Source organism: Gemmatimonas aurantiaca, from assembly GCF_037190085.1.
GTDB classification, from domain to species: domain Bacteria; phylum Gemmatimonadota; class Gemmatimonadetes; order Gemmatimonadales; family Gemmatimonadaceae; genus Gemmatimonas; species Gemmatimonas aurantiaca_A.
Genome location: NZ_JBBCJO010000002.1, coordinates 148457 through 174861 on the forward strand (window position 1 = coordinate 148457; position 26405 = coordinate 174861).

The 26405-nt window shown below is 65.8% G+C and carries 18 protein-coding genes; 14 read left to right on the plus strand and 4 right to left on the minus strand.

The window, feature by feature from the left end:
* The first annotated feature begins 21 nt into the window (after positions 1-21).
* The 7 genes from WG208_RS02290 (at position 22) to WG208_RS02320 (ending at position 10286) form a co-directional block, all read left to right on the plus strand.
* On the plus strand, positions 22-3510 hold the full coding sequence (locus WG208_RS02290) for an N-6 DNA methylase (RefSeq protein ID WP_337169695.1): 3489 nt from the start codon (positions 22-24) through the stop codon (positions 3508-3510).
* Entirely contained in the window at positions 3503-6118 is a 2616-nt protein-coding gene (locus tag WG208_RS02295) for a DEAD/DEAH box helicase (protein WP_337169696.1), read from the plus strand. Before WG208_RS02290 ends, WG208_RS02295 begins: the two co-directional genes overlap by 8 nt.
* Before the next feature lie 9 nt (positions 6119-6127).
* Complete coding sequence (locus WG208_RS02300; RefSeq protein ID WP_337169697.1) at positions 6128-6787, plus strand: HAD-IA family hydrolase; 660 nt, start codon at positions 6128-6130, stop codon at positions 6785-6787.
* Between the two features lie 206 nt (positions 6788-6993).
* Positions 6994-7491: an RNA polymerase sigma factor gene (locus tag WG208_RS02305; RefSeq protein ID WP_337169698.1), complete on the plus strand. Its 498-nt coding sequence runs from the start codon at positions 6994-6996 to the stop codon at positions 7489-7491.
* Positions 7492-7576: 85 nt separating this feature from the next.
* Complete coding sequence (locus WG208_RS02310) at positions 7577-8467, plus strand: hypothetical protein (protein WP_337169699.1); 891 nt, start codon at positions 7577-7579, stop codon at positions 8465-8467.
* An 8-nt stretch (positions 8468-8475) separates the two neighbouring features.
* Complete coding sequence (locus WG208_RS02315; RefSeq protein ID WP_337169700.1) at positions 8476-9417, plus strand: DUF4097 family beta strand repeat-containing protein; 942 nt, start codon at positions 8476-8478, stop codon at positions 9415-9417.
* A complete protein-coding gene (locus WG208_RS02320; RefSeq protein ID WP_337169701.1) occupies positions 9414-10286 on the plus strand; it encodes a DUF4097 family beta strand repeat-containing protein in 873 nt (290 codons plus the stop codon). Before WG208_RS02315 ends, WG208_RS02320 begins: the two co-directional genes overlap by 4 nt.
* Before the next feature lie 128 nt (positions 10287-10414).
* Here the strand turns inward: WG208_RS02320 and WG208_RS02325 are convergent, their stop codons facing one another.
* The 3 genes from WG208_RS02325 to WG208_RS02335 all read right to left on the minus strand — a co-directional run bounded on the left by WG208_RS02325 (position 10415) and on the right by WG208_RS02335 (position 13897).
* A complete protein-coding gene (locus WG208_RS02325; RefSeq protein WP_337169702.1) occupies positions 10415-11095 on the minus strand; it encodes a Fe2+-dependent dioxygenase in 681 nt (226 codons plus the stop codon).
* A 19-nt stretch (positions 11096-11114) separates the two neighbouring features.
* Positions 11115-13481, minus strand: a complete 2367-nt coding sequence (locus WG208_RS02330; RefSeq protein ID WP_337169703.1) for a TonB-dependent siderophore receptor — start codon at positions 13479-13481, stop codon at positions 11115-11117.
* Positions 13482-13597: 116 nt separating this feature from the next.
* Complete coding sequence (locus WG208_RS02335; protein WP_337169704.1) at positions 13598-13897, minus strand: 4a-hydroxytetrahydrobiopterin dehydratase; 300 nt, start codon at positions 13895-13897, stop codon at positions 13598-13600.
* Positions 13898-13961: 64 nt separating this feature from the next.
* On the opposite strand from WG208_RS02335, the gene WG208_RS02340 reads away from it, so the two are divergent.
* The 4 genes from WG208_RS02340 (at position 13962) to WG208_RS02355 (ending at position 21304) form a co-directional block, all read left to right on the plus strand.
* Positions 13962-15074, plus strand: a complete 1113-nt coding sequence (locus tag WG208_RS02340) for a radical SAM protein (protein WP_337169705.1) — start codon at positions 13962-13964, stop codon at positions 15072-15074.
* A gap of 63 nt (positions 15075-15137) precedes the next feature.
* Positions 15138-16229, plus strand: coding sequence for a hypothetical protein (locus WG208_RS02345; protein ID WP_337169706.1), 1092 nt, complete (start codon positions 15138-15140; stop codon positions 16227-16229).
* A gap of 13 nt (positions 16230-16242) precedes the next feature.
* Positions 16243-17889 (plus strand): hypothetical protein, encoded by a 1647-nt coding sequence (locus tag WG208_RS02350; RefSeq protein WP_337170014.1) that lies wholly within the window; start codon positions 16243-16245, stop codon positions 17887-17889.
* Between the two features lie 25 nt (positions 17890-17914).
* Entirely contained in the window at positions 17915-21304 is a 3390-nt protein-coding gene (locus tag WG208_RS02355; protein ID WP_337169707.1) for an error-prone DNA polymerase, read from the plus strand.
* Between the two features lie 149 nt (positions 21305-21453).
* Here the strand turns inward: WG208_RS02355 and WG208_RS02360 are convergent, their stop codons facing one another.
* Positions 21454-21945, minus strand: a complete 492-nt coding sequence (locus WG208_RS02360; protein ID WP_337169708.1) for a YidB family protein — start codon at positions 21943-21945, stop codon at positions 21454-21456.
* Positions 21946-22083: 138 nt separating this feature from the next.
* Between WG208_RS02360 and WG208_RS02365 the strand changes: the two genes are divergently transcribed.
* From WG208_RS02365 to WG208_RS02375, 3 genes are all read left to right on the plus strand, one after another.
* Positions 22084-23007, plus strand: a complete 924-nt coding sequence (locus WG208_RS02365; RefSeq protein WP_337169709.1) for a hypothetical protein — start codon at positions 22084-22086, stop codon at positions 23005-23007.
* A gap of 171 nt (positions 23008-23178) precedes the next feature.
* Positions 23179-25830, plus strand: coding sequence for a DPP IV N-terminal domain-containing protein (locus WG208_RS02370; RefSeq protein WP_337169710.1), 2652 nt, complete (start codon positions 23179-23181; stop codon positions 25828-25830).
* A gap of 21 nt (positions 25831-25851) precedes the next feature.
* Positions 25852-26349, plus strand: coding sequence for a DUF2721 domain-containing protein (locus WG208_RS02375; protein ID WP_337169711.1), 498 nt, complete (start codon positions 25852-25854; stop codon positions 26347-26349).
* Positions 26350-26405 lie beyond the last annotated feature (56 nt).

Below are 26405 nucleotides of genomic sequence, written 5' to 3' on the forward strand. Positions count from 1 at the left end.
CACGATTCTGATGACACACGAATGCCCCGATGGCCACATCATGCCGTCGTGCTCACCCTCCGCGCCGCCGCCCGACTGCTCGCCCGCGCCGACTCCCACTCGGCGTTACGACTCCTCGCCCCCCACCTGGGCTTCGAGGCGCCTCCCATCGTCGTCCCGGCCCCCATCCGCCGCGAACTTGGTTTGCACGGGCTGGTCCGTCGGGCCGAACTCTTCGAGGGCGCCGGTCCCCTCCGCCTGCTCACGGTCGAACTCATGCCTCCCGATACGCTGGACGATGGCGCCGATCTCCGGGAACGGACCCGCCGGGCAGGGGTGGCCCTGGCGCGGCATGCCCCCACCCGACATTGGTGCCTCTGCGTGCTCGATCACGACGGGCTCGCCCTCTGCATCGCCACCGTGCGCAGTGGCGCCTTGCGCAGCGGCGTCGATGCCCCCCGCATCGCCGCACTCCGTATCGACCGCCGGCGTGTACTCGATTCCGACGCGGATACCTTCCGCGCACTCGCGTCGGCCGCAGGATCGGGATCGGCCTCGGGATCGATCCCAGGTGACGATCCGGAACTCCGTCATGTGCGCTTCACCGAGATTCTGCAGCGTGATGCCCTGTCGATGCGGTTCTACCGCGCTCTCGAACGAAGTGTGCACTCCCTCGCGGAATCGCTCACGCCGGCGCTCTCGGCGCCACACCGCCGCGAGCTCGCGCTTCTCTGCGTGTCCCGTTGCCTCTTCCTCGGCTTCCTCGAAGCCAAGGGATGGCTGGACGACCGGCGCGACTTTCTGCTGCATCACACGTTGCGGGTCCTCGAAGCCGGCGGCGGCCTGCATGATCGTTTCCTGCGGCCGCTGTTCTTCGGCACACTCAATACACCGCGCCGCTCACGGGCGCCGGCGGCACGACAATTCGGGCGGGTGCCGTTTCTGAATGGCGGGCTGTTCGCGCCCACAGCGCTCGAGCGACGCGCGCATCGTCTCAACTTCAGCGACGAAGCCCTCACCACCCTGATCACGGGTGTACTCGACCGCTATCGGTTCACCGCTCACGAAGACTCCACCGCCTGGTCGGAGGCCGCCGTCGATCCGGAGATGCTGGGCCGAGCCTTCGAGAATCTCATGGCTCCCGACGAACGGCATCGCTCCGGCGCGTATTACACCCCACCGCATCTGGTGGATGCGGCCATCTCCGAAGCGCTCGTCGCGCTGCTGCCCAGCATCCCGCCGGCGCTGCTCGACGAGCATCTGAGCGACCCGCTGCCGATCGACGGTGCCCTCACCGTCACGCATCGCCTGAGTTGTGCGCGGGTGCTCGATCCGGCCTGTGGATCGGGGGCGTTTCTGGTGCGCACCCTCGAACGGTTCGATGCGCTCCTGCGACGGGCCGGCGATCAACGCCCGACGCACGAACGACGACGCGCGCTGCTCACACAGTCCATCTTCGGTGTGGACCGGGACCCCATGGCGGTGTGGCTCTGCGAACTGCGCCTGTGGCTGTCGGTGGTCATCGAGTGTCACGACCCGGATATCGAACACCTCGCGCCGCTGCCGAATCTCGATCATCACATCCGCATCGGGGATTCGCTCGCCGGTGGCACGTTCCGCCATGCACCACCGGCGGGACGCGTACTCACCTCGCTCCGCACCCGCTACAGTCGCGCCAGCGGCGCGCGCAAACTCACCATCGCGTCGGCGCTCGACCAGGAGGAACGGCGACGCAGTATCGCCGAACTCTCCGGCCGCATCTCGGCGTTGCACCACGAACGCCGTCAACTGCTGCTGACGCTGCGGGGACGCGATCTTTTTGGCCAGCGTACGCGGGCATCGCGGACCGATCGGTCCCGCCTCGAGACCCTGCGGGTCTCCTCACGCGAGTTGGTCGCCCAGCGGCAGCGTCTCCAACAGGGCGGCGCCCTGCCGTTCCGGTTCGGGGCCATGTTCGCCGACGTGGGGGCGGCATCGGGCTTCTGTCTCGTGGTCGGCAATCCACCCTGGGTGCGTCCGCACGCCCTGCGCGAAAACGACCGTCAGTGGCTGCGTCACGAGTTCCGGACCATGCGTCATGCGGGCTGGCGATCGGGCGCCGCTCGAGCCGGGGCCGGAGCCGGCTTCGCTGCCCAGGCCGACCTCGCCGTTGCCTTCGTGGAACGCAGTGTCCAGCTCCTCGCGCCCAACGGCACCCTGGCCCTGCTCGTGCCGGCCAAGCTCTGGCGCACCCTCTCCGGTGGTGGCATCCGACGCCTGCTGCAGCAGGACACCACGCTCCGGGCCCTGCACGACTGGAGTGATGCCCCCGCGCAATTCGAGGCCGCCACCTACCCCGCCCTGATCGTCGCCACCAAACGTCCACGTCTGCACGACGGCGTCCCGCGCATGACGGCGCCGGCTCTCTTGCGCGCCGGCACGGGACGCACGGCCGAACCGGGCCCGGTGACAACGAACGGGAACACCTCCAGCCATGGCCAGACGTCCCCCTCACCGGCGCTGCGGATCACCGTGGTTCGCCGCAGCGCCCGTCGCTTTTTCACGCACGCCGACACGCTTCCACTCGAGGACGATGGCGGCGCACCATGGTTGCTCCTGCCGCCCGAAGCGCGCGAGGCGTTTCATCTCCTCCGCCACGCGGGCCAGCCGCTGTCGCTCTCACCCATCGGGCGTCCGTTGCTCGGGGTCAAGTGTGGATGCAACGCGGCGTTCCTCGTCGAAGCCGTCGAACACGACGACAATTCGGCGACCGTCACCTCACTGGATGTCGATCACCCCCGGCAGGGGGTCATCGAGCGGCATCTGCTACGACCGGCTCTGCGTGGTGAATCCGTTCCCGACTCACTCGGCGTCCCCGCCGGCATGGTGCGTGACCGACACCCCGATCTGCGCATCATCTGGACGCACGGACGGGATGGCGGCCCGCTCTCCGTATTGCCGCCGGCGTCCGCACGATGGCTCGCCCAATGGCGACCGCGGCTCCAGGCCCGTCGCGATGCCCGTCGTCGCGCCCCGTGGTGGACACTGTTCCGCACCGAAGCGGCGCGCAGCGATCTCCCGCGGGTGGTCTGGGCGGATATCGGCAAACGGCTCCGCACACAGGTGCTCGCGGCGGGTGATCCCACCATTCCGCTCAACAGTTGTTATGTCGTGCGTGTGCCTTCCGTTTCCGACGCGTTCGCGCTGCACGCGTTGCTGCAATCGTCCATCGCCGCCGCGTGGCTCGATCCTCTCGCCGAACCCGCCCGCGGAGGATTCCGACGCTTCCTGGGCTGGACGGTCGCCTCTCTCCCCGTACCGCATGACTGGGCGCGGGCCACAAAAACGCTCGCGCCGCTGGGTGAGCGTCTTCATCGATCGACCACGGATTGTGCACCCACTTCGGGAGTGAGCGCCGGTGCCACGGGCACGAGGCCGTCGGCCTCCGACACGGCGGCATTGACCAGCGCGCTCGACGAAGCGGTCGCCGAGTCGTTCGGACTCCGCCTTTCCGACCTGCAACCGCTGCTCGACTGGTATCGGCATGTCTGAACTTCCGCATGTGCCGCGTGTGCCGCATGTGCCTCTCCATGCCTCCATCGATACACTCTGCGCAGTGTTCGAACCGCTGCCGGTCGTCCGGCGTCGGTTTGCCTCCGCACTGCTCGGCGTCCGACATCCGGCTGCTCCTGTTCCGGAAGTCCTCGGCGTCATCAGTCTCCTTCCCGCACAGATCGAAGCCGCACGACGGGTACAACTCGTCATCCGGCAATTCGGGGGTGCCCTGCTCGCCGACGATGTCGGATCGGGCAAGACATTCGTGGCCCTCGCCGTGGCACGAGACTACGAACACGTGCACGTCATCGCCCCCGCCACGCTGCTCCCCATGTGGCGCGATGCCATACGGGATGGACTGCCCGATGGCCCTCCCGTGCAGCTGCAATCGCTGACCAGCTACTCGCTCGGCTCTCACGAACCGTTGCCGGCTTCACGATCCGCACTCGTCATCATCGACGAAGCCCACCATCTCCGGAACGCACACACCGCGCGGTACCGCACCATTGCCCGGGTCATCGCCGGCGCCGACACGCTGCTGCTCTCCGCAACACCGCTGCACAACCGGGTGGACGATGTGCACACCCTCTGTGCGCTGTTCCTGCCACCGGATGCATTCGGCGGTGCGTCCGGTGGCAGCAACAGCAGTTCGCGTGCGACACCAAACGATGTGATCGTTCGAAGCCCGGTGAACGGCGCCGCGGCGGATACGCCGGTGGATACGCCTGTGGATACGGGTGCAGACAGACACACATATGCAGCCACAGATGTGCGCGCACGTCGTCCCTCCATCCGGCAACACCGCCCATTCCGCCTACCGCAGGATCGGGAAACGCTGGAGCAGATCCTCACCCTGCCGCCGCCACTGCCTCTGCGCGATGGTGCCGCCACGGGCGCGCTCATCCGGCTCGGTCTGCTGCGGGCCTGGTGTTCGAGCGATGCGGCATTCACACAGACGCTGCGGTCACGACGATTGCGCAGTGAAGCACTCCGGGATGCGCTGCGCGTCGGGCGTCATCCATCACGGCGCGAGTTCCGCACGTGGCTCGTGGGCGAGGACTACAGCCAACTCGGCTTTCCCGAATTGCTGATCGATCATCGGATCGACCGTTCGGGAACGTCCGCGATACTGGCCACGCTGGAGCACCATCTCCAGGCCGTCACCGCTCTGGCGCATCATCACCGCACCCACGCGAAATCCGATGCGCAACGGGCCGATGTGCTGCGCCGGATCTTGCGCCGCCATCCCGATCGGCCGGTGATTGCGTTTTCACAATTCGAACGGACCGTCGTGGCACTCCACCGTGCACTGCGGGACATCGCCGGCATTGGTGCGCTGACCGGGAAGCGCGGACACATCGCCAGCGGACCGATCGATCGCCATGAACTCCTGGGTCTCTTCGCTCCGCGTGCACAAGGACGCGCACCACCGGCGCCCCATCAGGTCGTGCGACTCCTCCTCACCACCGACCTGCTGGCGGAAGGGGTCAATCTGCAGGACGCAGGTGTGATCGTCCATCTCGATCTGCCCTGGACCGACGCACTGCTCTCTCAACGCGTGGGCCGATGCGCACGCCTCGGCTCGCCCCACGAACACGTGCATGTGTATCGGCTCATGCCGTCCGGCCATGTCGCACGGGCGTTGCGCATGGAAGCGCGTCTTCTTCACAAGGCCCGCCTGATGCGTCGCCACATCACCGGAACTCCGCCACGACCCAGTGCACCGGAGGCCCTGACACTGCTGCGGGCAGAACTGAAGACATGGAGCGATGGAGTCGGCATCGGGCATCAGGAAGCATCGACCGCAGCATCAGCCGCAGCATCGACCAGAGCGTCAACCAGAGCGTCAACCGAAGCGTCCGCTGAAACGTCGGACGAAGCGCACCCGGAGAGGCCCGGAACATCGACCGCTGTGCCGATCATCGCGGCCATCGGTCGACGCGGCGCGCGGCCACGCGGCCGGGGAGACAGCGCTCTGGTGCTGCTCGAGTCGCGTGTGCCGAACACGGACCCTGCGGCCGCGATGATGATTCACGTGGTTCCCGGTTCTACTCATCCGGTTGCCCGGGGTACAAAAGCGCTGCTGGCAGCCATGCGGTCGCTGGAGCTGCAGGCGATGCAGGTCGACCTTGCACCAGTCGTCCGTCAGCGCATCGACCGGCTCATCGCGCGGGTGTATCGCCACACGATGGCCTGGCTGGAGCGACAGCGCGTCTCCGCGAGCATGGGGCATCACGACCCGGCATCCCGGCAACGGCGTACACATATGCAGACACACATCCAGACGCGGGCCCATCGTCTGATGAATCAGGTCATGACCAGCCTGCCCATGCCCGAACGCACGCGATGGCGCGAGCAGGTGACCACGATCCGCCGCGGCATCGACGGGATGCGGGGAGCCGGGACCGCGGCCGCCGTGTCGGCCTGGTGTGCGCAGGCCCCGGCTTTCCCGCAGGCCTCGCCGGCAGAGGTGCAGTCATGGCTCGTGGCATGGACCGCCGATCCCCTGCGGGGGCGCCTGCCGGCCAATGCATCCGCGCCCGTCGGTACGACGCACTGGCGGATCACCGCCATGATCCTGCTCGTGAATCGGCATATGGATTAGTCTTCAGGAATGTCTTACGGTCGTCCCCCACGCGCGTTGCTCTTCGATCTCGATGGCACGCTCATCGATTCCATTCAGTTGCTGCTGGAGAGCATGCAGCATGCCTTCGACGGCCGCCTCCGGGCGCCCACCCGCGACGAGTGGGTAGCGGGCATCGGCACGCCGCTGCGCACACAACTGGCCGAGTGGTGTACGTCGGACGAGGAAGCGGAGGGGCTGGTGACCCGGTACCGCGAGTATCAGGACCACCATCTGGAGCGCCTGACCACCCCCTATCCCGCCGTGCTGGACATCCTGACCTGGGCCCGGACCAAGGGGCATCCCACGGCGATCGTCACCAGCAAGGGACGCGGCATGACTGCCCGCTCCCTGGATCATGTGGGATTGAGCGCGCTGTTCGACACCGTGGTGACCTACGAGGAAACCGCCCGCCACAAGCCGCAGCCCGACCCCGTGCTGCTGGCACTCGACCGGCTCGACGCTGCCCCCGACCGGGCGCTTTTTGTGGGCGACTCGCCCCACGACATGCATGCCGGCCGGGCGGCGGGGGTGAAAACCGCGGCCGCCCTCTGGGGCCCGTTCTCCCGGGAGGCCCTGATGCCGGCCGCTCCCGATTTCTGGATGACGTCGTTTCGTGAGTTGCCGGACATCGTCCGACAGCTCGACTGAAGCCGTCCAGGGCCCCGCTGCGGGCCCGCCCGCGGCCCGTTCGAACGATCACCAGCCATTTCAGGCGTTTTCAAACCATCAGGGGCTCCGGACCATCCAATCGGTGCAACGTTACCGGAGTCCCCTTGCTTGCACTCGCCGTGACTGATCCCTTCGCCGAATCCCGGCCGTTTCCGGCCCCGGTGTCCTCACCGGGGGAGGACGACGTGTCTGCGGCCGCGACGGGCGATCGGCAGGCCTTCGAGCGGGTATACCGGGCACATGCGGAGCGGGTGTTCAGTGTGTGCGTTCGCATGCTGGGGGACCGGGTGCTGGCCGAGGAAGTCACGCAGGACGTGTTCGTGCGCGTCTGGCAGAAACTCCCGGGGTTTCGGGGGGAGGCCGCGTTCTCCACCTGGCTCCATCGGGTGGCGGTGAACGTAATCCTCTCCCGGCGGAAGAATCTGGGCATTCAGCATGGACGACATGCCGAGGAAGACACGCTGGAGGTAACCCCCTCACGGCCGGACAGCGTGTCGGAGCGCCTCGATCTCGAGGAGGCCATTGCCGGTCTACCGGCGGGCGCCCGGCGGATCTTCGTGCTTCACGATGTCGAGGGGTTCACGCACGAAGAGATCGGCGAACAACTCGGGATCACCACGGGCGGAAGCAAGGCGCAGTTGCATCGCGCACGGCTTCTCCTGCGCACGGCGCTCACTCGATGAGCATTCCAACGCGTTCTCACGTTCCATTCGCTCCATTCACCGACGGCATCGAGCCCGCACGCACCTCCGATTTCCTGAGCTCATCATGACGACCACCGGATCTTCGGTTTCCCACGCGAACGACTGCGCGCACTTCGAAGCGCAGCTCGGCGCCTGGCTGGAACACGATCTCGACGCCAGTGCGCAGCAGTGGATGACGACGCATCGTCATCGATGCGCCGCCTGCGCGCGGCTCGTCGCCGATCTCGAGACCGTGATCGCGGACGCGTCGACGCTCCCACCCCTCACGCCCCCGCGTGATCTCTGGCAGGGGATCGAAGGCCGACTGGATGCGCCGGTCATCCCCATCCCGTCGACATTTGTCGGAGCGCCAGCCGGAACGCCCGCACGTCAACGCACCGTCACGGTACGCTGGTTCGCCATCGCCGCCACCCTGTTGGTGGCCGTGAGCTCCGTGGTGACCTGGCAGGTGGCGCGGCGCGGCATCACCGGCATGACGTCATCCGACTCCACCGGATCGAATCCCGCACAGGTGATCGCCCGGGCCGATACGCCGGCGTCGGTGGGAGTACCGGCGGGGATCTCTCCAGCCGATTCGTCCGCGCCGCGGGACGTGTCCCTCGACATCCCCTCGGCCACCGGCACCACGCATGTCGCGACCGGTTCGCCGCTGCCGCGCAACGCCCGACGGGCCGGCGTGACGGCGGTGGCCAACGACGACGCCGACCTCCTCGATGTGGACGTCACCTACGAACGCGAGATCTCCGCGCTCCGTCACATCGTGGACGAACGCTTCGGGGAACTCGACAGCGGCACCGTGACGGTGCTGCGCCGCAATCTCGAGATCATCGACCAGGCCATCGCGGACAGTCGCACGGCGCTGGCCCGCGATCCCCGCAGTGCGGTCGTTTCCTCTCAACTCGATCGCGCGCTGCAGGCCAAGCTGTCGCTGATGCGCCGGGTGGCGTTGCTGTGATCGATCCGATGACGATGAAGACCCGATATCGTGTACCCCTGGTGGCCGGAGTGGCCACGGCTCTGCTCCTGAGCGGCGCGTGGGTTCCGCTGGCTGCCCAGCGGGTTCGCGATACGACGGTCGAGATGACACGCACGTCGGTGGTGGATGTCACACTGGCCTCGGGCAACGTGATCATCCGTGGCATCGGCGGCACCACGGGCAGCGTGCGCGGTCTGCGCAGCGATCAGCGGGTCCGCAGCACTGGGGTGGCGTTGACGGTGGCCGGCCGGGCCGATGACGACGATGACCGGAGCAGTCGGACGCGGAGCCGTGCCCGGAACCGTGATGCGCTCGAGATCGATGTGCCGCGTGGGGTGCGGGTGGTGGTCAACACCCGGTCGGGCGATGTCGACGTGCAGGACTTCACGGGTGAACTCGAAGTCTATTCGCAGAGCGGCACGCAGCGACTCCAGGAAGTGCGCGGACGGGTCATCGCCGAGTCGCTCTCCGGAGACGTCACCATCACCGGGGCGCCGACATCCGTGCGACTCACCACGGTCAGCGGTGACATCGCCATCCGCGGGGCGCGGGGCGAGGTGGAAGTGCATTCCACCAGCGGTGATGTCCGCATCGACGAGGCGCTGCTGTCCCGTCTCCTGGTGGAAGCCATGAGTGCCGATGTGGATTTTGGCGGCAGTTTCACCGAAGACGCCCGCGTGCAGTTGAGCACACACTCCGGCGACATCGTGTTGCGTCTGCCGGACACCCTGCATGGCCGCATCGATGTCTCCACGGTTTCCGGCAATCTGACCGCCGGTTTTCCGATGACCCTGGCCCCCGGCAACATCACGTCCATCCGCGGGGGACGCTCCGCTCGTCGATACCAGATGGGCAATGGTGGTCCGCTGCAGTTCGATATCACGACTTTCAACGGCGACGTCCGCATTCTGCGAGGCAATCGTTCATGAGCATGTTCAGCCCGTTCCCCACGTTCGACATGTTTTCGTCCCCGGTGCCCATGTCGGCCCGTTCCCGCATCGCATCGCGTCTCACCACCGGTGTGCTCGCGCTCGCGCTGATCGGCATGGCCGCACCCGCGCACGCGCAGGACTCCCGGCGCGAGAACGCCTTCACCTGGTCCGGCACCATCCCGTCCGGCCGTCAACTGTTCATCAAGAACATCAATGGCGGCATCGACGTGGAGCGCAGCAGCAGCGGACGCGTGGAAGTCACCGCCGAGAAGCAGTGGCGACGGGGAAATCCGGAACAGGTCCGCATCGAGCAGAAGCGCTCCGGCGACAACGTCGTGATCTGCGCCCTCTGGAACGAAGAGTCGACCTGCGATGAAGACGGCATCCGCTCGCGCCGGAGCTCCCGGCACAGCGACCGTAACGACGTCTCGGTGCATTTCACGGTGCGTGTGCCCGAAGGCGTCCGCGTGAATCTCTCCACCGTGAACGGCGGCATCGAAGTGAACGGCGTCACGAGCGAAGTGGTGGCCACGACCGTCAACGGCAGTCTGCGGGCCCGCAGCGCGGGCGGGCCGGTGCGGGCCACCACCGTGAACGGCAGCATCTACGTGGCCATGGGCTCCGTCGGCAGCGCCGAGGAACTCGAATACACTACGGTGAACGGCGCCATCACCATCGAACTGCCGGACAACTTCGGCGCGCAGTTCGATCTCTCGACGGTCAACGGCCGCGTGAACACCGACTTCCCCATCACCGTGTCGGGAACCCTGTCCTCGCGTCGGCTGCGGGGAACGGTGGGCAACGGACACACCCGGCTGCGTGCCAGCACGGTGAACGGAGCCATCACCCTGCGCCGCCTGAACTGAAGGCACCCCGATTGAACGGACCGCGGAAACGCGCGGCGAAAAACACCAACGGGGGAAATCAGAGAGCCATGGCGAATCGCCATGGCTCTCTGCATTGCACTCAGTCCATCGGGCGCCTCGTGGGACGGTCAGGCATCCGCCCAGCGACGCAACAGATTGTGATAGATGCCCGTGAGCTGGACTGCCGTCGGATGATCCGGCGCATCCTGATTGAGCCGCTGGATCGCCATGTCGAGATCGAACAGGAGCGTTCGCTCGGCATCGTCGCGCACCATGCTCTGGATCCAGAAGAACGAGGACACACGCGCACCACGCGTGACCGGCTCGACCAGGTGCAGACTGGTGGACGGATACAGCACGAGATGCCCCGCAGGCAGCTTGACCCGATGCTGCCCGTAGGTGTCCTCGATGATGAGTTCTCCCCCCTCGTAGTCTTCGGGGTCGGTGAGAAACAACGTCGCCGACAGATCGGTGCGGATGCGATGCGGTGTACCGCGCACCTGGCGGATGGCGTTGTCGACATGCATGCCGAACGACTGACCGCCCGCATAGCTGTTGAACAGCGGCGGGAAGACCTTGAGCGGCAACGCCGCTCCCATGAAGAGCGGATGACGCTGCAGGGCCGCGAGGATCTGATCGCCCACCTGCCGGGCGATCGGATTGTCCTCGGGAATCTGCATGTTGTTCTTCGTGCGTGACGACTGGTGTCCCGCCGTCACGCGTCCATCCACCCATTCGGCCTGGTCGAGTTGCGTGCGAAGCGCGCGCACTTCGTCGGGCGTGAGAACTTCGGGTACCTGCAACAACATGAAAGGCTCGGCGTGAGGGTCAGAACTTCACGGAGGTCGTCACCGACACCGCACGACCGGCCGCGGGGACCCACATGCGTCCACTGTCGTAGTACAGCTCGTCGGTGAGATTGAGGAGATTCACCTGCAGTCCCAGCGTGGGACTGAGCTGATACTTCGCCATCGCGTCGTAGGTGTGATATCCCGGCACGTAGACCGTGGCCGCGGCGGTGGCACGCAACAGACGACGATCGACATACCGTCCCCCGCCGCCGACTTCGAGACGCTTCGTGAGTGCGTAGCTCGTCCAGGCACTGAGGCTGTGCGCTGGTACGTTCGTGAACGGCGCATCGGTCTGCGCGGGATTCGGCGATTCCACGTACTTGCCGATCATGCGCGAATATCCGGCCAGCACCGTCCAGTCGTCGGTGACCCGTCCCGTCATGGAGACCTCCCCGCCTTCCACCTTCTGCTTGCCGGCGAGGATGGTCCCGAGACCGGGGTTGGCCGGATCGGTGGTGCGGGCGTTCGTCTTCTCCGTGCGGAAGAGCGCGAACGACGTGAGCAGACGCTGCTTGAACAGCTCCCACTTCGCCCCCATCTCGAACGTGCGGCTCTTCTCGGGCGGCAACTTGCTGTTGGCGTTCACCGCATCGTTGGAGAGATTTTCCGTGGACGGATTGAACGACGTGCCGTACGAGAAGTAGAGACTGCTCCCCACGGTCGGCTTGAAGTTGATGCCCGCATTGCCGCTGACATTGCGCGTCTCGATCGGCGCGTTGCCCGTGCTCGCCATCGTGGCCTTCGACGCGGAGTCGGTGTACTCCGGCTTGTAGCGATCCCAGCGCAGCCCGCCGTTCAGTTCGAGCTTCGTGCCGATCTTCAGCGTCTCGAACGCGTACAACGCGGCCGACTGCGCCTTCACCCTGCGGGCGACCGTTCGTGTGATCTCCGAGCGATAGTCGGCATCGGCGGTCGGGTTGTTGAGATCGGCGATCGATGGATACGTGCGCGTCGCGATCGTGTACGATCCGCGCACACTGTTCTCACGCGAAACATCGGCACCGATGACCATGTCGTGCGCGAGTGCACCCGTCTGGAATGCCGCGGTGAGACTGGTCTGGTTGGCGAGGATGTCGTTCTCGACCGCGTGCGTCTTGGGCCTGCGGACACCGGTAGTGGGATTCACCGGCGTGACGATACGTCCGACGTCGGAGTGAGAGTCCGTGAGCTGATTGCGCAGCGTCAGATGGTCGTTGAAGACATGGGAAAGCTTCAGCGACGTGTTGTTCGCATGGACCTTCTCGAAATCGAGACTGCGCAGACCGAAGAAATGACGGGTGTTGACGGTCGGCACCCCGGCAAAGCTCTCCACGCCGTACGACGGAATGTTGTCCTGTTCGGAGCGTGTGTAGGCGATGGTGGCCTGCGTGGAGGTGCCGAGTCCGAGGGACAGCGAAGGCGCGACCCCCCAGCTGTTGTACTCGATGACATCGTTGCCGGCCACACCGCTGTTGCTGGAGACGGCCGCCACGCGCACCGCGACCCCCGGAATACCGGGCACCGCCAACGGCTGGTTGGCATCCACCGTGGCGCGACGCTGATCGGCCGAGCCGAGGGCAATGGATCCACTGCGCTCGGCACGCAGACTCGGCACCTTGGTCACCATGTTGATGGTGCCACCCGTGGAGCCGCGTCCGCTGACGCCGGAGTTGGGCCCCTTGATGACTTCGACCTGTTCGAGGTTGAAGGACTCGCGGGAGAATCCGCTGAGATCGCGCACGCCATCGACGAACAGATCGTTGGTGGCGCTGAAGCCGCGGATGTTGAAGTTGTCACCCGGCATGCTACCGCCTTCACCGGCATTGATGGTGATACCGGGAACGTTGCGAATCACGTCGCGTAGCGAAGTGGCCGCCTGTTGCTGCAGCACTTCCTTCGAGATGACGGCGATCGAGCGGGTGATGTCCACCTGCTGTTCGGTGTACTTGGCCGACGACACGCGCGGCGTGGCGGTGACGTTCACGGCGTCCAGCACAGCGGTGCCGCGTGGACGGACCATGACGACCTTCTCACCGGTGAAGACGTAGGTCAGCCCGGTGCCATCGAGCAGACGCGCCAGCGCCTGCTGCGGCGTGAAATCTCCCTGCACGCCCTTGGTCTGCATGCCCACGATCGGCGCGTCGATGCGGAGCGTGAGAGCAGTCGCCGCTTCGAACTGCCTGAGGGCGGCATCGAGGGGACCGGCCGGAACATCGAAACGCTCGGGACGAGCGGCCGGCTGTTGCGCGCGATTGCGGGCTTCAACCCCCTGCGCAGGCAGCTTGGCCGGCACGAGCCCGACGGCCGACGTGGCCACCAGGACACCGGTAAGCGCCTTGTGCGAACTGTGTCTCTTCTTCTTCATCGCCTGACTGGTTGTAAACGGAACCCTGCGAGTAGTGAGCGGGGTACAGTCTGGCGGCTAATTCCGACATCAACAATCGGGATTACTACGTACTTCCGTACTGAGGCAATTGCGGGTCAGGCGGCGGCCAATGCCTCTATCTGGCTGGCCAGTTCGAAATCCTTCTGCGTGATCCCGCCGGCATCGTGGGTGCTGAGCTGAAACAGAACCCGGGTGTATCGGATATCGATATCGGGATGATGCTGGAGTCGTTCGGCCACCTCGGCCACCCGCGCAATGAAGGCGATGCCCGCGGGAAATGTCGCGAAATGGTAGCTCTTGCAGATGGCGTCGCCTTTCCGCGACCAGCCGGGGAGAGGCCCCAATGCGCGCTGGATCTCGATGTCGGAGAGGGCCGAAGGGACTGAGGCAGACATGAATGGAGAGTAGGGTGTTTGGCGGCGGATTGCATCTTCGGCATTTATTCGGTAACATGGAATCATGCCGCTCCCGCTGCCGGTGTTTCCGTCGCTTGCCGCCGAGCCTCTGCGTCTGCTCACGCATCAGGCGGATCTGCAGTATCACGCCGCCCCCGCGCGCGGAATCTTCAATCCGCCATCGGCGACACACATGGGATTCTGGTCGATCAATCCCTATGTGGGATGCGCCTTCGGCTGCGCGTACTGCTATGCGCGGGACACCCATCGGTACACCCTCGAGCGGGCCGGTCCCATCGGACAGGCCATCGCCAATCGCCTGCCCCCTTGGCTGGCCTTCGAGCGACGGATCCTGGTGAAGGAACATGCGGCCATCCGGGTGCGGGAAGCGCTGCGGTCATCGCGGGCACCCAAGGCCGGGGATTCGCTGGTGATCGGATCGGCCACCGACCCCTACCAGCCCGCCGAGCGCCGTTTCCGGGTCACCGAAGGTGTGCTGCTGGCCCTGGCCGAGGCCGACGTGCGTGGGTGGGCCATCGTGATCATCACCAAAAGTCCGCTGGTCACGCGGGACATTCCCGTGCTGCAGCGGCTGGCCCGGCACAACACGGTGGGCGTGCACATCTCCCTGATCACGGTCGACCGGGAGCTGGCGCGCCGGCTGGAGCCGAGAGCGCCCACGCCGGAAGCCCGGTTACGGGCCGTGCGGCGATTGGCGGCCTCGGATATCGATGTGAGCGTGAACTGCATGCCGGTCCTGCCGGGCATCACGGACCACCCGGAGATGCTGCAGGAGCTGGTGGCCCGGATCGCCGAGACCGGAGCCCGGAGCTTTGGCGCCTGCGCCCTCCGCCTGCGATCGGCTTCGCGGCGTCGGTATCTGCCGATGATCCGCGAGCAGTTTCCGGCCCTGGCCGATCGGTACGAGTCCACGTATCGCGAAAGTGTCTATGCCAAAGACACTTATCGGACAGGATTGAGCCAGTACATGCTCGGTCTGGCTCAACAACACGGCCTGGTGCTGCGGGAGTATCGACGGCTGGAGCCGGGATATGACGTGACCGGCGCCAGCGACGCCTTGGGAAAGAGCGATGCCACAAAAGAAGACTCAAAGGATGAAATAAAGACAAACATCGAAGAGCAACTGCAGTTGGCCTTCCAGAACACCGGTCTCTGACGTCGGCCCATCGACGTCCGCCTTCTGCAACCTGCCACGCCCGGAATATTCGGTTTTTCTTCGATGTCACCCGCTCTTTCCCCCCAGACCGTGGCCCGGATCCAGGCCATCGTCTCCAGTCACCGCGTCCAGGGGGCTCCCTGGTCCACCGGGGTGCCCCAACTCGACCGGGCTTTGGGCGGTGGCATTCCGCGGGGACGGATCACCGAGGTCACCGGTCCGCTCGCCGTGGGCAAGAGCGCGCTGATGCACCGGCTCGTGAGGCAGGTGTTGTCCACCGGCAGTTGGGTGGCCTGGATCGATGCGAGCCGAACCCTGGCACCCGCGCCCTGGGCGGGGCTCGGGGAACGTTTTGTCGTGATCCGCCTGCCGGCTCCCCGCCGGACCGCGTGGACGGCCGATCTGCTGCTGCGCAGTGGCGTGTTTGGACTCGTGGTCATCGATGGCGCCCCACCGCTGTCGCGCATCCATGGCGTGCGGCTCACACAACTCGCCCGGGAGCGCGACGCCGCCTGTGTGGTGATCGACCACCTCGTACCGGGTGTGCCCCGCTCTCCCCGCCTGACCGGCACGATGCGCCTTCGCATCGCCCTCCAGGGGGCTCCGCGGCAGGGGGCTGCAATGGCTGGACCTCTGACAGGAACGCTGGCTGGAACTCTGGCTGGAACTCTCACAGCGCCTCGAATGCAGGTGACCGTGGAAAAAGGTGGACTCATCACCGGCAAGCGTCTTGCCATCGAGGTGGATCGTGTCGACGTCCCGTTCAACATGGCGCATCGCCTGTGTGCGCATCCCGAGGTTCCCGATCGGCGCGGGGTGGCGCACAGCACGCGCCGTCCCTGGGTCCCCCGCGACATCGACCACACGGAGCATCGGTACGCCACCACCGTCTCCGGAGGCGGGATCGGGGTCGTCACCCACGACCTGTACGGAATTGGCGTTTCCGGACCAACTCACTTTGCCGTTGACCAGCGACGGGCCGATGAACGACGAATCGCGGAGTCCCGGCTCGCGGAATCCCGGCTCACGGAATCCCGGCTCACGGAATCCCGACGCGCTGTCGAAGACGCCCCGGACATCGCGTCAGCCATCGACACACCCGACACGTCCAACGAGCGCGACCCGTCAGTCTCCCTCACGTCCACACTGGGATGATCTGCCGAGGGCGCTGGCCGTGGATACGACCTTGCGCGCGGTGTCGATGGCCGCGGGCCGTCTCGGCATTCGTGCCGGCATGCGGATCAACGAAGCCCGTGCCCGCTGCGCCGAGCTGGATGTCCGCCTCTGGGATCGCACCGCGATCGACGACGCCGTGCTGGCAGGAACCACCACGTTGTTGACCGCCAGTCCCCAGGTCACTCCCGTCATCGGCACACCCGGCATGTGGTGGGTGGGAGCCACGGGGTTCGCCGCGCTCGGCGGCGAGGAGATGCTGGCGCAGACACTGCTGCACATCGCGCGGCAGTGGCATCCGCAGGCACGTGTGGCCATCGCCGATTCCTGTGTGGCCGCCCGCGCCGCGACATGGGTGCCGCTCGCGCAGCAGCTTACGCAGATCACGCGCATTCCACCGGATCGGTGCGCGCATTATCTCGCCACGGCACCACTCGGCCTGCTGCCCATGCCGGAAGAGTTGCGCGAAGCGCTGCAGGCCCTGGGCTTCCGCACCATCGGAGCACTGGCCGCACTCGATGCCAGTGATGTGGAGGAGCGCTGGGGCGCCGACGGTCTGACCGCGTGGCGTCTGGCGCACGGGGATGATCCCCGGCGTCCCGGTCTCGTGCGTACCGAGATGGCTCGCAGCACCACGGTGGAACTGCCCGGTGTCGCGGAAAGCGCCGAACCCGTGCTGTTCGTGGTGCGTGCGCAATTGCAGCGTCTGCTGAACGACTGCGTGCGCGATGGCCGGGCGGCCGCCGCCGTCGCGATCACGCTGATTCTCGACGCGGGACGCTACTACCCACTCGAAGCGATCGGCAGTGAGTTCGGCGACGACACGGGCCGGGGAGCGAGCGGGGCGAGTCATGGACTCGGTCATGGATCGGATCACGGGCTCGCTCACGCATCCCATCGTGCCTGCGACCACGGGGCCGCGATCCCGTCGCACCTGCTCAATGTCCCGCAGCGCACCATCACGCGTGAAGTCCGCCCGGCCCGGCCACTGGCGCGCTTCGATCCGCTCTTCGATCAGTGTCGCACGCTGCTGGAACGCTGGCGCATTCCGGCGCCGATCATCGGCGTCAGCATCAGCATTCCGGTCACGGCACCGCTCGCGGCCGACCAGGGGGATCTGCTCGTGCCGTCATGGCGTGATGCCGCCATGAATGCCGAAGCGGTGTTTGCCCGTCTCCGGACCGCACTGGACCCCGAGCATCGTGGCGATGTCGTCGTGCGTCCCCAGGCACGGGACACCCATCGTGTGGAAGAAACCGGAGCCTGGATTCCCGTGGACGCGATGGCCATGGCGGAAGCCGCGTTGCCGACAGCGGCAGCACCAGCACCAGCACCGACGAACACATCGTCGGCATCGGCACCCACATCTCTGCCCCCGGCCTTCACCTCTCCCGTTCTGCGTCTGCTCACGACACCGGAATCCGTGCGGGTCGTCGCACCGCACGGAGCCCCCGGAATGATCTGGTGGCGCGGACGACGTATCACGTTCACGCAGGCCCGGGGGCCGGAACGCCTGAGTGGAGACTGGTGGCGCGGTGACCGGTACGCCCGCGATTACTGGCGTTGTCTGTCCGACGACGACGGAGAACTGCTGCTCTATCTCGAAGGTGTGCACTGGTACATGCACGGCTGGTATGACTGAAAAGGAACTGAAGGATGACGAAGAGATGACGGCAGACCGGACGATCCCGTCATCGGCCAACCCGTATGCCGACCAATACGCGGAGTTGCACTGTCATTCGGCGTTTTCCCTGCTCGATGGTGCCGCGCACCCCGAGCATCTCGTCACGCGCGCGCGGGAACTCGGGTATTACGCGCTCGCCCTCACCGATCATGACGACATGGGCGGCATCGTGCGTTTCGGGGTGGCCAGCCGTGAACAGGCGACCCGGGGTATTCTCGGCGTCGAACTCACCGTGCGCGTGCCGCATCTGGATGGACGACGTGGCAGCCGACGCACGCATCTCGTCCTGCTCGCGGAAACCCGTGAAGGCTATCGCAACATCTCCACGCTCGTCACGCGCGCCCGCATGGACAGCGAGCGTGGGCACCCCAGTGTGCCGTTGGCCCTGGTGGCACAGCATGCCAAGGGGATCACCGCCCTCACCGGATGTCCACGCGGCTGGATTCCGCAACTGCTCGCCGAAGGACGCCAGGACGAAGCCCGCACGGCTGTCGAGGAATTGTCAGCGGCTTTCGAGGGGCACCTGGCCATCGAATGCTGGGATCATCGTCTGCCCGAGGAACGCGCCCTCGTGGATCAGTTGCGTTCCCTCTCGCAGCAGGTGGGCGTTCCGTGGGTGGTGACCAACAACGTGCATTACGCGGAAGCCTCACAACGCATCGTGCACGACACCCTGAATGCCCTGCGACATGGCCGCACGCTCGACGGGATGGGCACACGCCTGCGTCCGAACGCCGAATGGGCGCTGAAGGATCCGCGACTCATCTTCCGGCGCTGGCGGGGAGCGGAAGAGGGCGTGCACGCCACGGTCGACATCGCGAAACGCTGTCTCTTCCGACTGGAGGAACTCCGGCCGACCATGCCGGCCTATCCGTTGCCGTCCGGGATGAGTGCCGACGACTATCTCGCCGATCTCGCCTACACCGGCGCGACGGAACGCTGGGGCGCCACGCTGACCGATGCTCAGCGCAATCAACTCGAATACGAACTCGCGTTCATCCGTCGGAAGGGGTATGCCGGATTCTTTCTCACTGTATGGGGCATCGTCCGTCATGCGCGTGCAGAAGGCATTCTGTGCCAGGGACGCGGATCGGCGGCCAGTTCCGCGGTCTGTTACTGCCTCGGCATCACGGCGGTCGATCCCGTGTACTTCGGTCTGCTCTTCGAACGGTTTCTCGCCGAAGACCGCAACGAAGCGCCGGATATCGACATCGACTTCGCCCATCGGGATCGCGAACGCATTCTGCAACACGTCTACAACCGGTATGGACGTGAACACGCCGCGATGGTCTGTGAACAGATCACCTGGGGTGGACGCAGTGCATCCCGCGATGCTGCCCGCGTGCTGGGATTCTCCCCCCAGCAGGGCGATGCACTGGCCACGTTCAACGACCGCCACGGCGCGCACACCACCGCCGATCTGTTCGAAACGCCGGAAGGACGCACCCATCTGCAGGCCGCCGGATTCGATCTGGCCGATCCTCGCGTGCAGCAGCTCGCACCCGTGATCAACGGGCTGCAAGAACTGCCACGGCATCGCTCCATTCACGTGGGGGGATTCGTGCTGTCCGAGGAACCGCTCGGCTCCCTCGTGCCCATCGAGCCGGCCTCGATGGCGGATCGCACCGTCATCCAATGGGAGAAGGACGACCTCGATCCGGTGGGCATGTTCAAGGTGGATCTGCTCGGTCTCGGCATGCTCACCGTGGTGCAGGACTGTCTGCGGTACATCCGTCATACGCAGGACGAACACATCGACCTGGCGCGCTTCGACATGGACGATGAGAAGGTGTACGACGTGATGTGCCGCGCCGACACGGTGGGCGTGTTCCAGATCGAAAGCCGCGCGCAGATGAGCACCCTGCCGCGTCTCAAGCCACGGTGCTTCTACGATCTCGTCGTCGAAGTGGCGCTCATCCGTCCCGGACCCATCCAGGGGCAGATGGTGCATCCGTATCTGCGACGGCGGGCCGGACTCGAAACGGTGAAGTATCTGCACGACGATCTCGAGCCCATTCTCCAGCGCACCCTGGGCGTGCCGCTCTTCCAGGAGCAGGGCATGCAGGTGGCCATCAAACTGGCGAGTTTCACCCCGCAGCAGGCCGATGAACTGCGCCGGACCATGGGACACAAACGCTCCCGCGCACGCATGGCGAAGATCGAGGTGCAGCTGCGCGATGGCATGAGGCGCAACGAGATCGACGACGACACCATCGACCGCATCTGCCAGCAGATCAACGGCTTTGCCGATTTTGGTTTCCCCGAGAGCCACTCGGCGAGTTTTGCCCTCGTGGTATATGCAACGGCCTGGCTGCGTCTCTACTACGCGCCGGAATACCTCTGCGCCATTCTCAACGCGCAGCCCATGGGATTCTACGCGCCGGGTACGCTCATCGAGGATGCCAAACGGCATGGGGTGGAAGTCCGCCCCGTCGACCTGACCAGAAGCGGGTGGGATCATTCCCTGGAGTTGCCCGACGGCCGGACGCTCATGCCCAACGACGGCGTGATCCGCTGGGGGCCGCGGCAGACACCGACCACCGCGATGGCCGAATCGACGACGACATCGACGACGGCATCGACAACGGCATCGACAACGGCATCAGCGGCCGCAGGCAGCGACGCCACGACACCACCTCCTGCGGTCGCCGTCCGGCTTGGTGTCCGCCTGATTCGCAACCTCGGCACCAAGGCGCGTCACGCACTCGAAGCGGCACTCGCGGAAGGCCCGTTCCACACCCTCGAGGAAGCCGTGCGACGTGTGACTCTCGACGCGCGGGCGTGGCGTGCCCTCGCCGAGGCGGGTGCGTTGGACGGCATGTTCACTCATGAACCGCCCGAGCGACGCCGGCGCGTGGCCCTCTGGGAAGTGCTCGCGATGACCAAGGAGCCGGCACTGCCGCTCGCTCCCCGACGTGCCTCTCCGCCACCCGCATCATTGGCCGCCTGCACGCCGGTGGAGCTCACCGAAGCCGATTATCGCATGACCGGTGTGTCACTGGCGGGCCATCCCATGAAGCACGCGCGGGCGGTGCTCGAACCCAACGGCGTTCGTACCATCGAAGACCTCCTCACCCAGGGCACCGATGGAGAGACCGTGGCGGTGGCCGGCATCGTCATCTGTCGTCAGCGTCCACCGACAGCCCACGGTTTCGTCTTTCTCACGCTCGAAGACGAAACGGGCATGCTCAACATCGTCGTCACACCCGACCGCTTCGCGCCCAACGCGGACCTCATCTCGCGTGAACCCCTGCTGCTCATCCGCGGGATGCTGCAGGTGGAGAGCGGCGTGGTGCACATCCGGGCCCGGAAGTTCCGCGCCTTGAAACTTGGCAGCGGTGAGGATCACGTGCCGAGGCATGACTACCATTGAGGTGCAGCTATTATCGATCTCCCCTGAGTTGCTGTTGCCATCGATCTCCCTCCTGACCAGCTCCTGCCTGCTTTCTCTTGATATCCAGCAGACAGGAGCTGATCAGGTGGGAGACGCGGAGCAACGACACCGCATTCCACACGCGCAATTCAGCGCCCGAGCATCCCCATGACCGACTTGAGGAGATCGCCGTTGTTGCCCGGCAACTGTCCGCCGGGGGTGAGATGATTCACGAGTTCGGGCAGCACGGAGGCCAGTCCTTCGCTCGCTTCCTCGGGTGACACCCCCGCTTCGGCCGCGGCGTTCTGCATGACATCGCCGCCGAGCGCCTTCTGCAGTTGCGCGCCGGTCACCGAAACATTGGCACCGGTGCCGATCCACGACTGGACCACATCGCCAAGTCCGCCGGCCTGCAGCTTCTGCACGATGCCCTCGAGGCCTCCATGCTGCTGCACCAGACTCATCGCCACCGCCAGCAGTCCCTGGAGGTTGCCCGCGTTGCCAGCCCCGCCGGTGCCACCACCGAACTGCTTCAGCAGACCGCCCAGCATGTCCTGCGGCGCCTGGCCGCCCTTCGCGCCGCCCTGCCCGTTCAACAACGAGCCCGCCATCTGTCCCAGTGCGTCGTCCAGCAATCCCATCGCGTCCTCCCGATTCGTCGTCAGTATCCCGTGAATCCTGAAATCTGCGCACCGCACCGGCCGGCGTGAATGCCTGAACGCTTCCACAACGGGTGGGGTATGGCACAGTTTGCATCTGGATACCCACCTCCTCTGAACATGACGCAGAACGACGCCACCACCATTCTGGCCATCGCGACACTGGCCGCCCTCGCCGATGGCCAGCAGGACAACGCCGAACAGGCGAGGATCGCGGAAACCGCCGCGACGCTGGGCCTGAGCGACGCGGACGCCATCATCCGCAGCGCCGCCGCCGGTGAACGCAGCCTGGCCTCGCTGGCCGCCTCCCTCTCTTCCCGGGAAGCCCGGCAGGCGGCTTACGACACCGCCGCCGCCGTGTGTCACGCCAATGGCTGGATCAATCCCAGCGAAGCGGCCTTCCTGCGCGAACTCGCGTCGCTGGTGGGCGCGGATGTGGGCGGCACGGAAGACGCGATCGCTGCCGTGAATCGCCTGACCGACGATCCCGGTGCGCGTGCCGGCCAAGCCCCGCGTTCCGCGCTCGATCAGTACATCCTCGATCAGGCCATGCTGACGGCCGCGTTGGAGATCCTTCCCGACCGGCTGGCCAATCTGGGCATCCTGCCGCTGCAGCTCCGGCTGGTGCACCACATCGGGCAATCACACGGATTGCAGCAGATCGATGCCGCGCAGATCAAGGATCTTGCGGCCACACTCGGCCTGGGCGCCGCGGCTCAGGTGCTCGAAAAGGCGGTCCGCCGCACATTCGGCGGACTGGCGGGCGGTCTGCTGGGAGCCTTCGGTGGCCTGGTGGGCGGCGCGGCAGGCTCGGTGGCCGGACTGGCCTCCGGCGCGGCCGTCACGTTTGCCGCCACGTACGCGCTCGGCCATGTGGCCGATCAGTACTACGCGCAGGGACGCCAACTCTCCGCCAGTGACCTCAAGGCCCTCTTCGCGCGCTTCCGCACCGACGCCGACACGATCTTCCCGCGGGTGGAGGCCCGTATCCGCGAACTCGCGCAGGGAGGCTCCCTGAGCAGCGTGCTCCGATCCGTGCAATGAGGGCGTAGGAAGAGAACGGCGACTCCCTGCGGCGGCGGCGATTCCCACGCGACGGCCAGCACGAAGCGTCTCCGGTGAGTAAATCTGTGGCGACAACCTGTGCAGGGCGCGACGATGGCGTGTCCACGCCTTCGGTCGACCGCGGGACTCGCTCACCGGAGGATGCAGGACATGACGGTTCATCGACGCCATCGCGGTCGCGTGGCGGTAACGGCAGGAACGCTGGGAACATTGACCACGGCATTGCTGCTGACCACCAGCGCACTGCAGGCGCAGAATGCACAGGGCACCACGCAAGGGCCGTCCGCCGCCGCACCGGCCGACGGCCGCGTGCAGCGCGCCAACTGGGCCCTCGCCAATCGATTCAGTGCCGCCGCGCTGCGCGCGATCACCTACACACAGACACTGCAGCCACGTTTCCTGGGCCAGTCGGACACGATGTTCTACAACTGGCGTGACCGGAACGGGTCGCGCTTCATGCTCTACGTCCCTTCGGCCACGGGCGGCACCAAACGTCCGCTCTTCGATCCGAGCAAGATGGCCGAGCAGCTCACGTTGCTCAGCAAGAAGCCGTACGACGCGACGAACCTGCCGTTCCAGACCATCACGTTCCTGAAGAGCCACAAGGGCTTCCGGTTCACGGTCGACACGGTGCGGTACGAATGGACGCTGGCCACGGAAACGCTGGCGTCACTCGGACGTTTGCCCCGCGGCGCACCACCACCAGCCGATGAAGAGCGCGATACACAAAGCGGTGGTGGCGGAGGAGGTGGTGGTGGTGGTTTCGGCGGCGGCGCCAATCGCGACTACCGCAATTTTTCGCCCGACAGCACGGCCTTCGTTTTTGCCCGCGATCACAACCTGTACGTCGTGGACGTCGCGCGCGGCGACACCACGAAGATCAGCAATGACGGCGTGGAGGACTACACGTTCGGATTCCGCGACACGACCGAGAACCGACGTCAGCTCAATGCGCTGAGCGGCGGCCAGCAGAACCAGGGCGAGAACGACGATGAACGCGACGAAGGGAATACCAACGACATGCGCGTGCGCCCCGCGGTCGTGTGGTCGCCCGATTCCCGGAGCTTTGCGTTCCTGCGCCGCGATCAGCGCAAGGTGAAGGAACTCTTCCTCGTGAATGTGCTCGCCCAGCCTCGGCCGGCGCTGCTGCACTACAAGTACACCATGCCGGGGGAGGAAGACGTCACGCAGACCGAGTTGTGGATCTATCGGCGTGGCGAACCGGCCGTGAAGCAGATCAACGTGCGCAAGTGGAAGGACCAGACGCTGCTCGACGTGCACTGGCCGGTGAGCGGCGAGAAGGTGCGGCTCGTGCGTCGCGATCGTCCGCAGCGGGCCATCGATTTCATCGAAGTGGATGTCACCACCGGCGCGACGAAGACGTTGCTCACCGATGCCATCGAAGGCGCGGCTCTGGAGCCCAAACCCATCCGCTATCTCAAGAAGGGCGGTGATTTCCTCTGGTGGTCCCAGAAGACCGGCTGGGGCATGTTCTACGTGTACGGCTTCGATGGCGGCGAGAAGCATGCGCTCACCACGGGACAGTGGAACGCCGACGGCATCACGAAGATCGATTCCACCACGCAGCAGGTCTGGCTCACCGGACAGGGGCGCGAGCCCGGCGAACAGCTCTATCAGACCCACCTCTATCGTGTGAATGGCAACGGGACGGGACTGACGCTCCTCGACCCCGGCAATGCCACGCACACGAGCACCGTCTCCCCCACGAAGCGGTACGTCTACGACACGTACTCGCGCATGGATCAACCTCCCGCATCGGTGGTGCGCGACGGAATCACGGGACGCGTGATCACGAAGCTCGAGGAGATGGATCTGTCGAAGATCACCGAACTGGGGTTCACGGTGGCCGCACCGTTTTCGGTGAAAGCCGCCGACGGGGTGACGGAGCTCTTCGGCAACATGTGGAAGCCCATCGACTTCGACAGCACGAAGCGCTATCCCATCATCGCCTACGTGTATCCCGGTCCGCAGACGGAGGGGGTGACCACCGGGTTCAGCGTGCGGCAGCCGTTGCTGCAACTCGCGCAACTCGGGTTCATCGTGATCGAAGTGGGCCATCGTGGCGGTGCCCCGCAGCGCTCACTCGCCTACCATCGCTACGGATACGGCAACCTGCGCGACTACGCGCTTGCCGACAAGAAAGCCGCCATCGAACAGCTGGCCGCGCGTCACCCGTACATCGACCTCGACCGGGTGGGCATCTTCGGACATTCGGGCGGCGGATTCCTGACGGCCGCGGCGATGCTGTTGCCGCCGTACAACGATTTCTTCAAGGTGGGCTGGTCGGAATCGGGGAATCACGACAACAACATCTACAACCAGAACTGGAGCGAGTGGAACCACGGCGTCCGGGTGATCGCCAGGGCCGACTCGTCACGCACGGGTGGAGCGAACGGGTCGGGCGGAGCCGGCAATGGCCAGCGCCGCGGTGGGCCCGGCAACACGGCCGGTGCGGCCCGGGAGGTGGCGCAGGATTCCACCAACTACGACAGGATCCGCTTCGACATCCGGGTTCCCACCAACGATGAACTCGCCGGCAACCTCAAAGGGAACCTCGCGCTCATCACCGGAGATCTGGACAACAACGTGCATCCGGGCGGCACCATCAAGCTCGCCAACGCCCTGATGCGGGCCAACAAGCGTTTCGATTATTTCGTCTATCCCGGCGAACCGCACGGCTACCGGGGCATCTACAGCACGTACAACCAGCGCATGCTGATGGAATATTTCGCCGAACATCTGCTCGGTGACTATTACCGCGGCAACGCCGAGATCCGATAACCCCGGACATTCTCCACTCCCGTGTCATTTCTTCCCGCCGTACAGCTGCTCGCCATGCAACCCGATGCCCGCGTCGAAACGATCGCTCATGTCATCCAGATGGCGATCGCCCCCGTCTTCCTGCTCACGGGTATCGCGTCGATGCTGGTGGTGCTCACGAACCGGTTGGCGCGGGTGGTCGACCGCGCCCGCATGCTCGAGGACCATCTCCTGGATCTGACCGGGGAGCACAAGATCGTCGTGGGCGGCGACCTGCATATGCTGGCCCGGCGCGCGCAGCACATCAATCGGGCGATCGGATTGTTCTGCACCGCCGCGCTGCTCGTGTGCGTGATCATCATGACGCTGTTCATGAGCGCGGTGAGCGATTGGGACATTTCCCGATTCGTGGTGACGTGTTTCTTTCTCACCATGCTGTGCCTGATCATCGGGCTGCTGACATTCCTGCGTGAAGTCCAGCTGGCGATCAATTCATTGCGCATCGGTCCGCACGGAGTGATCGCGACGCCGCGTGACTGACGAAAAAAAGGCCACCGGTCGGATGACCGGTGGCCTTTTTTTCAGATCCGGAGATC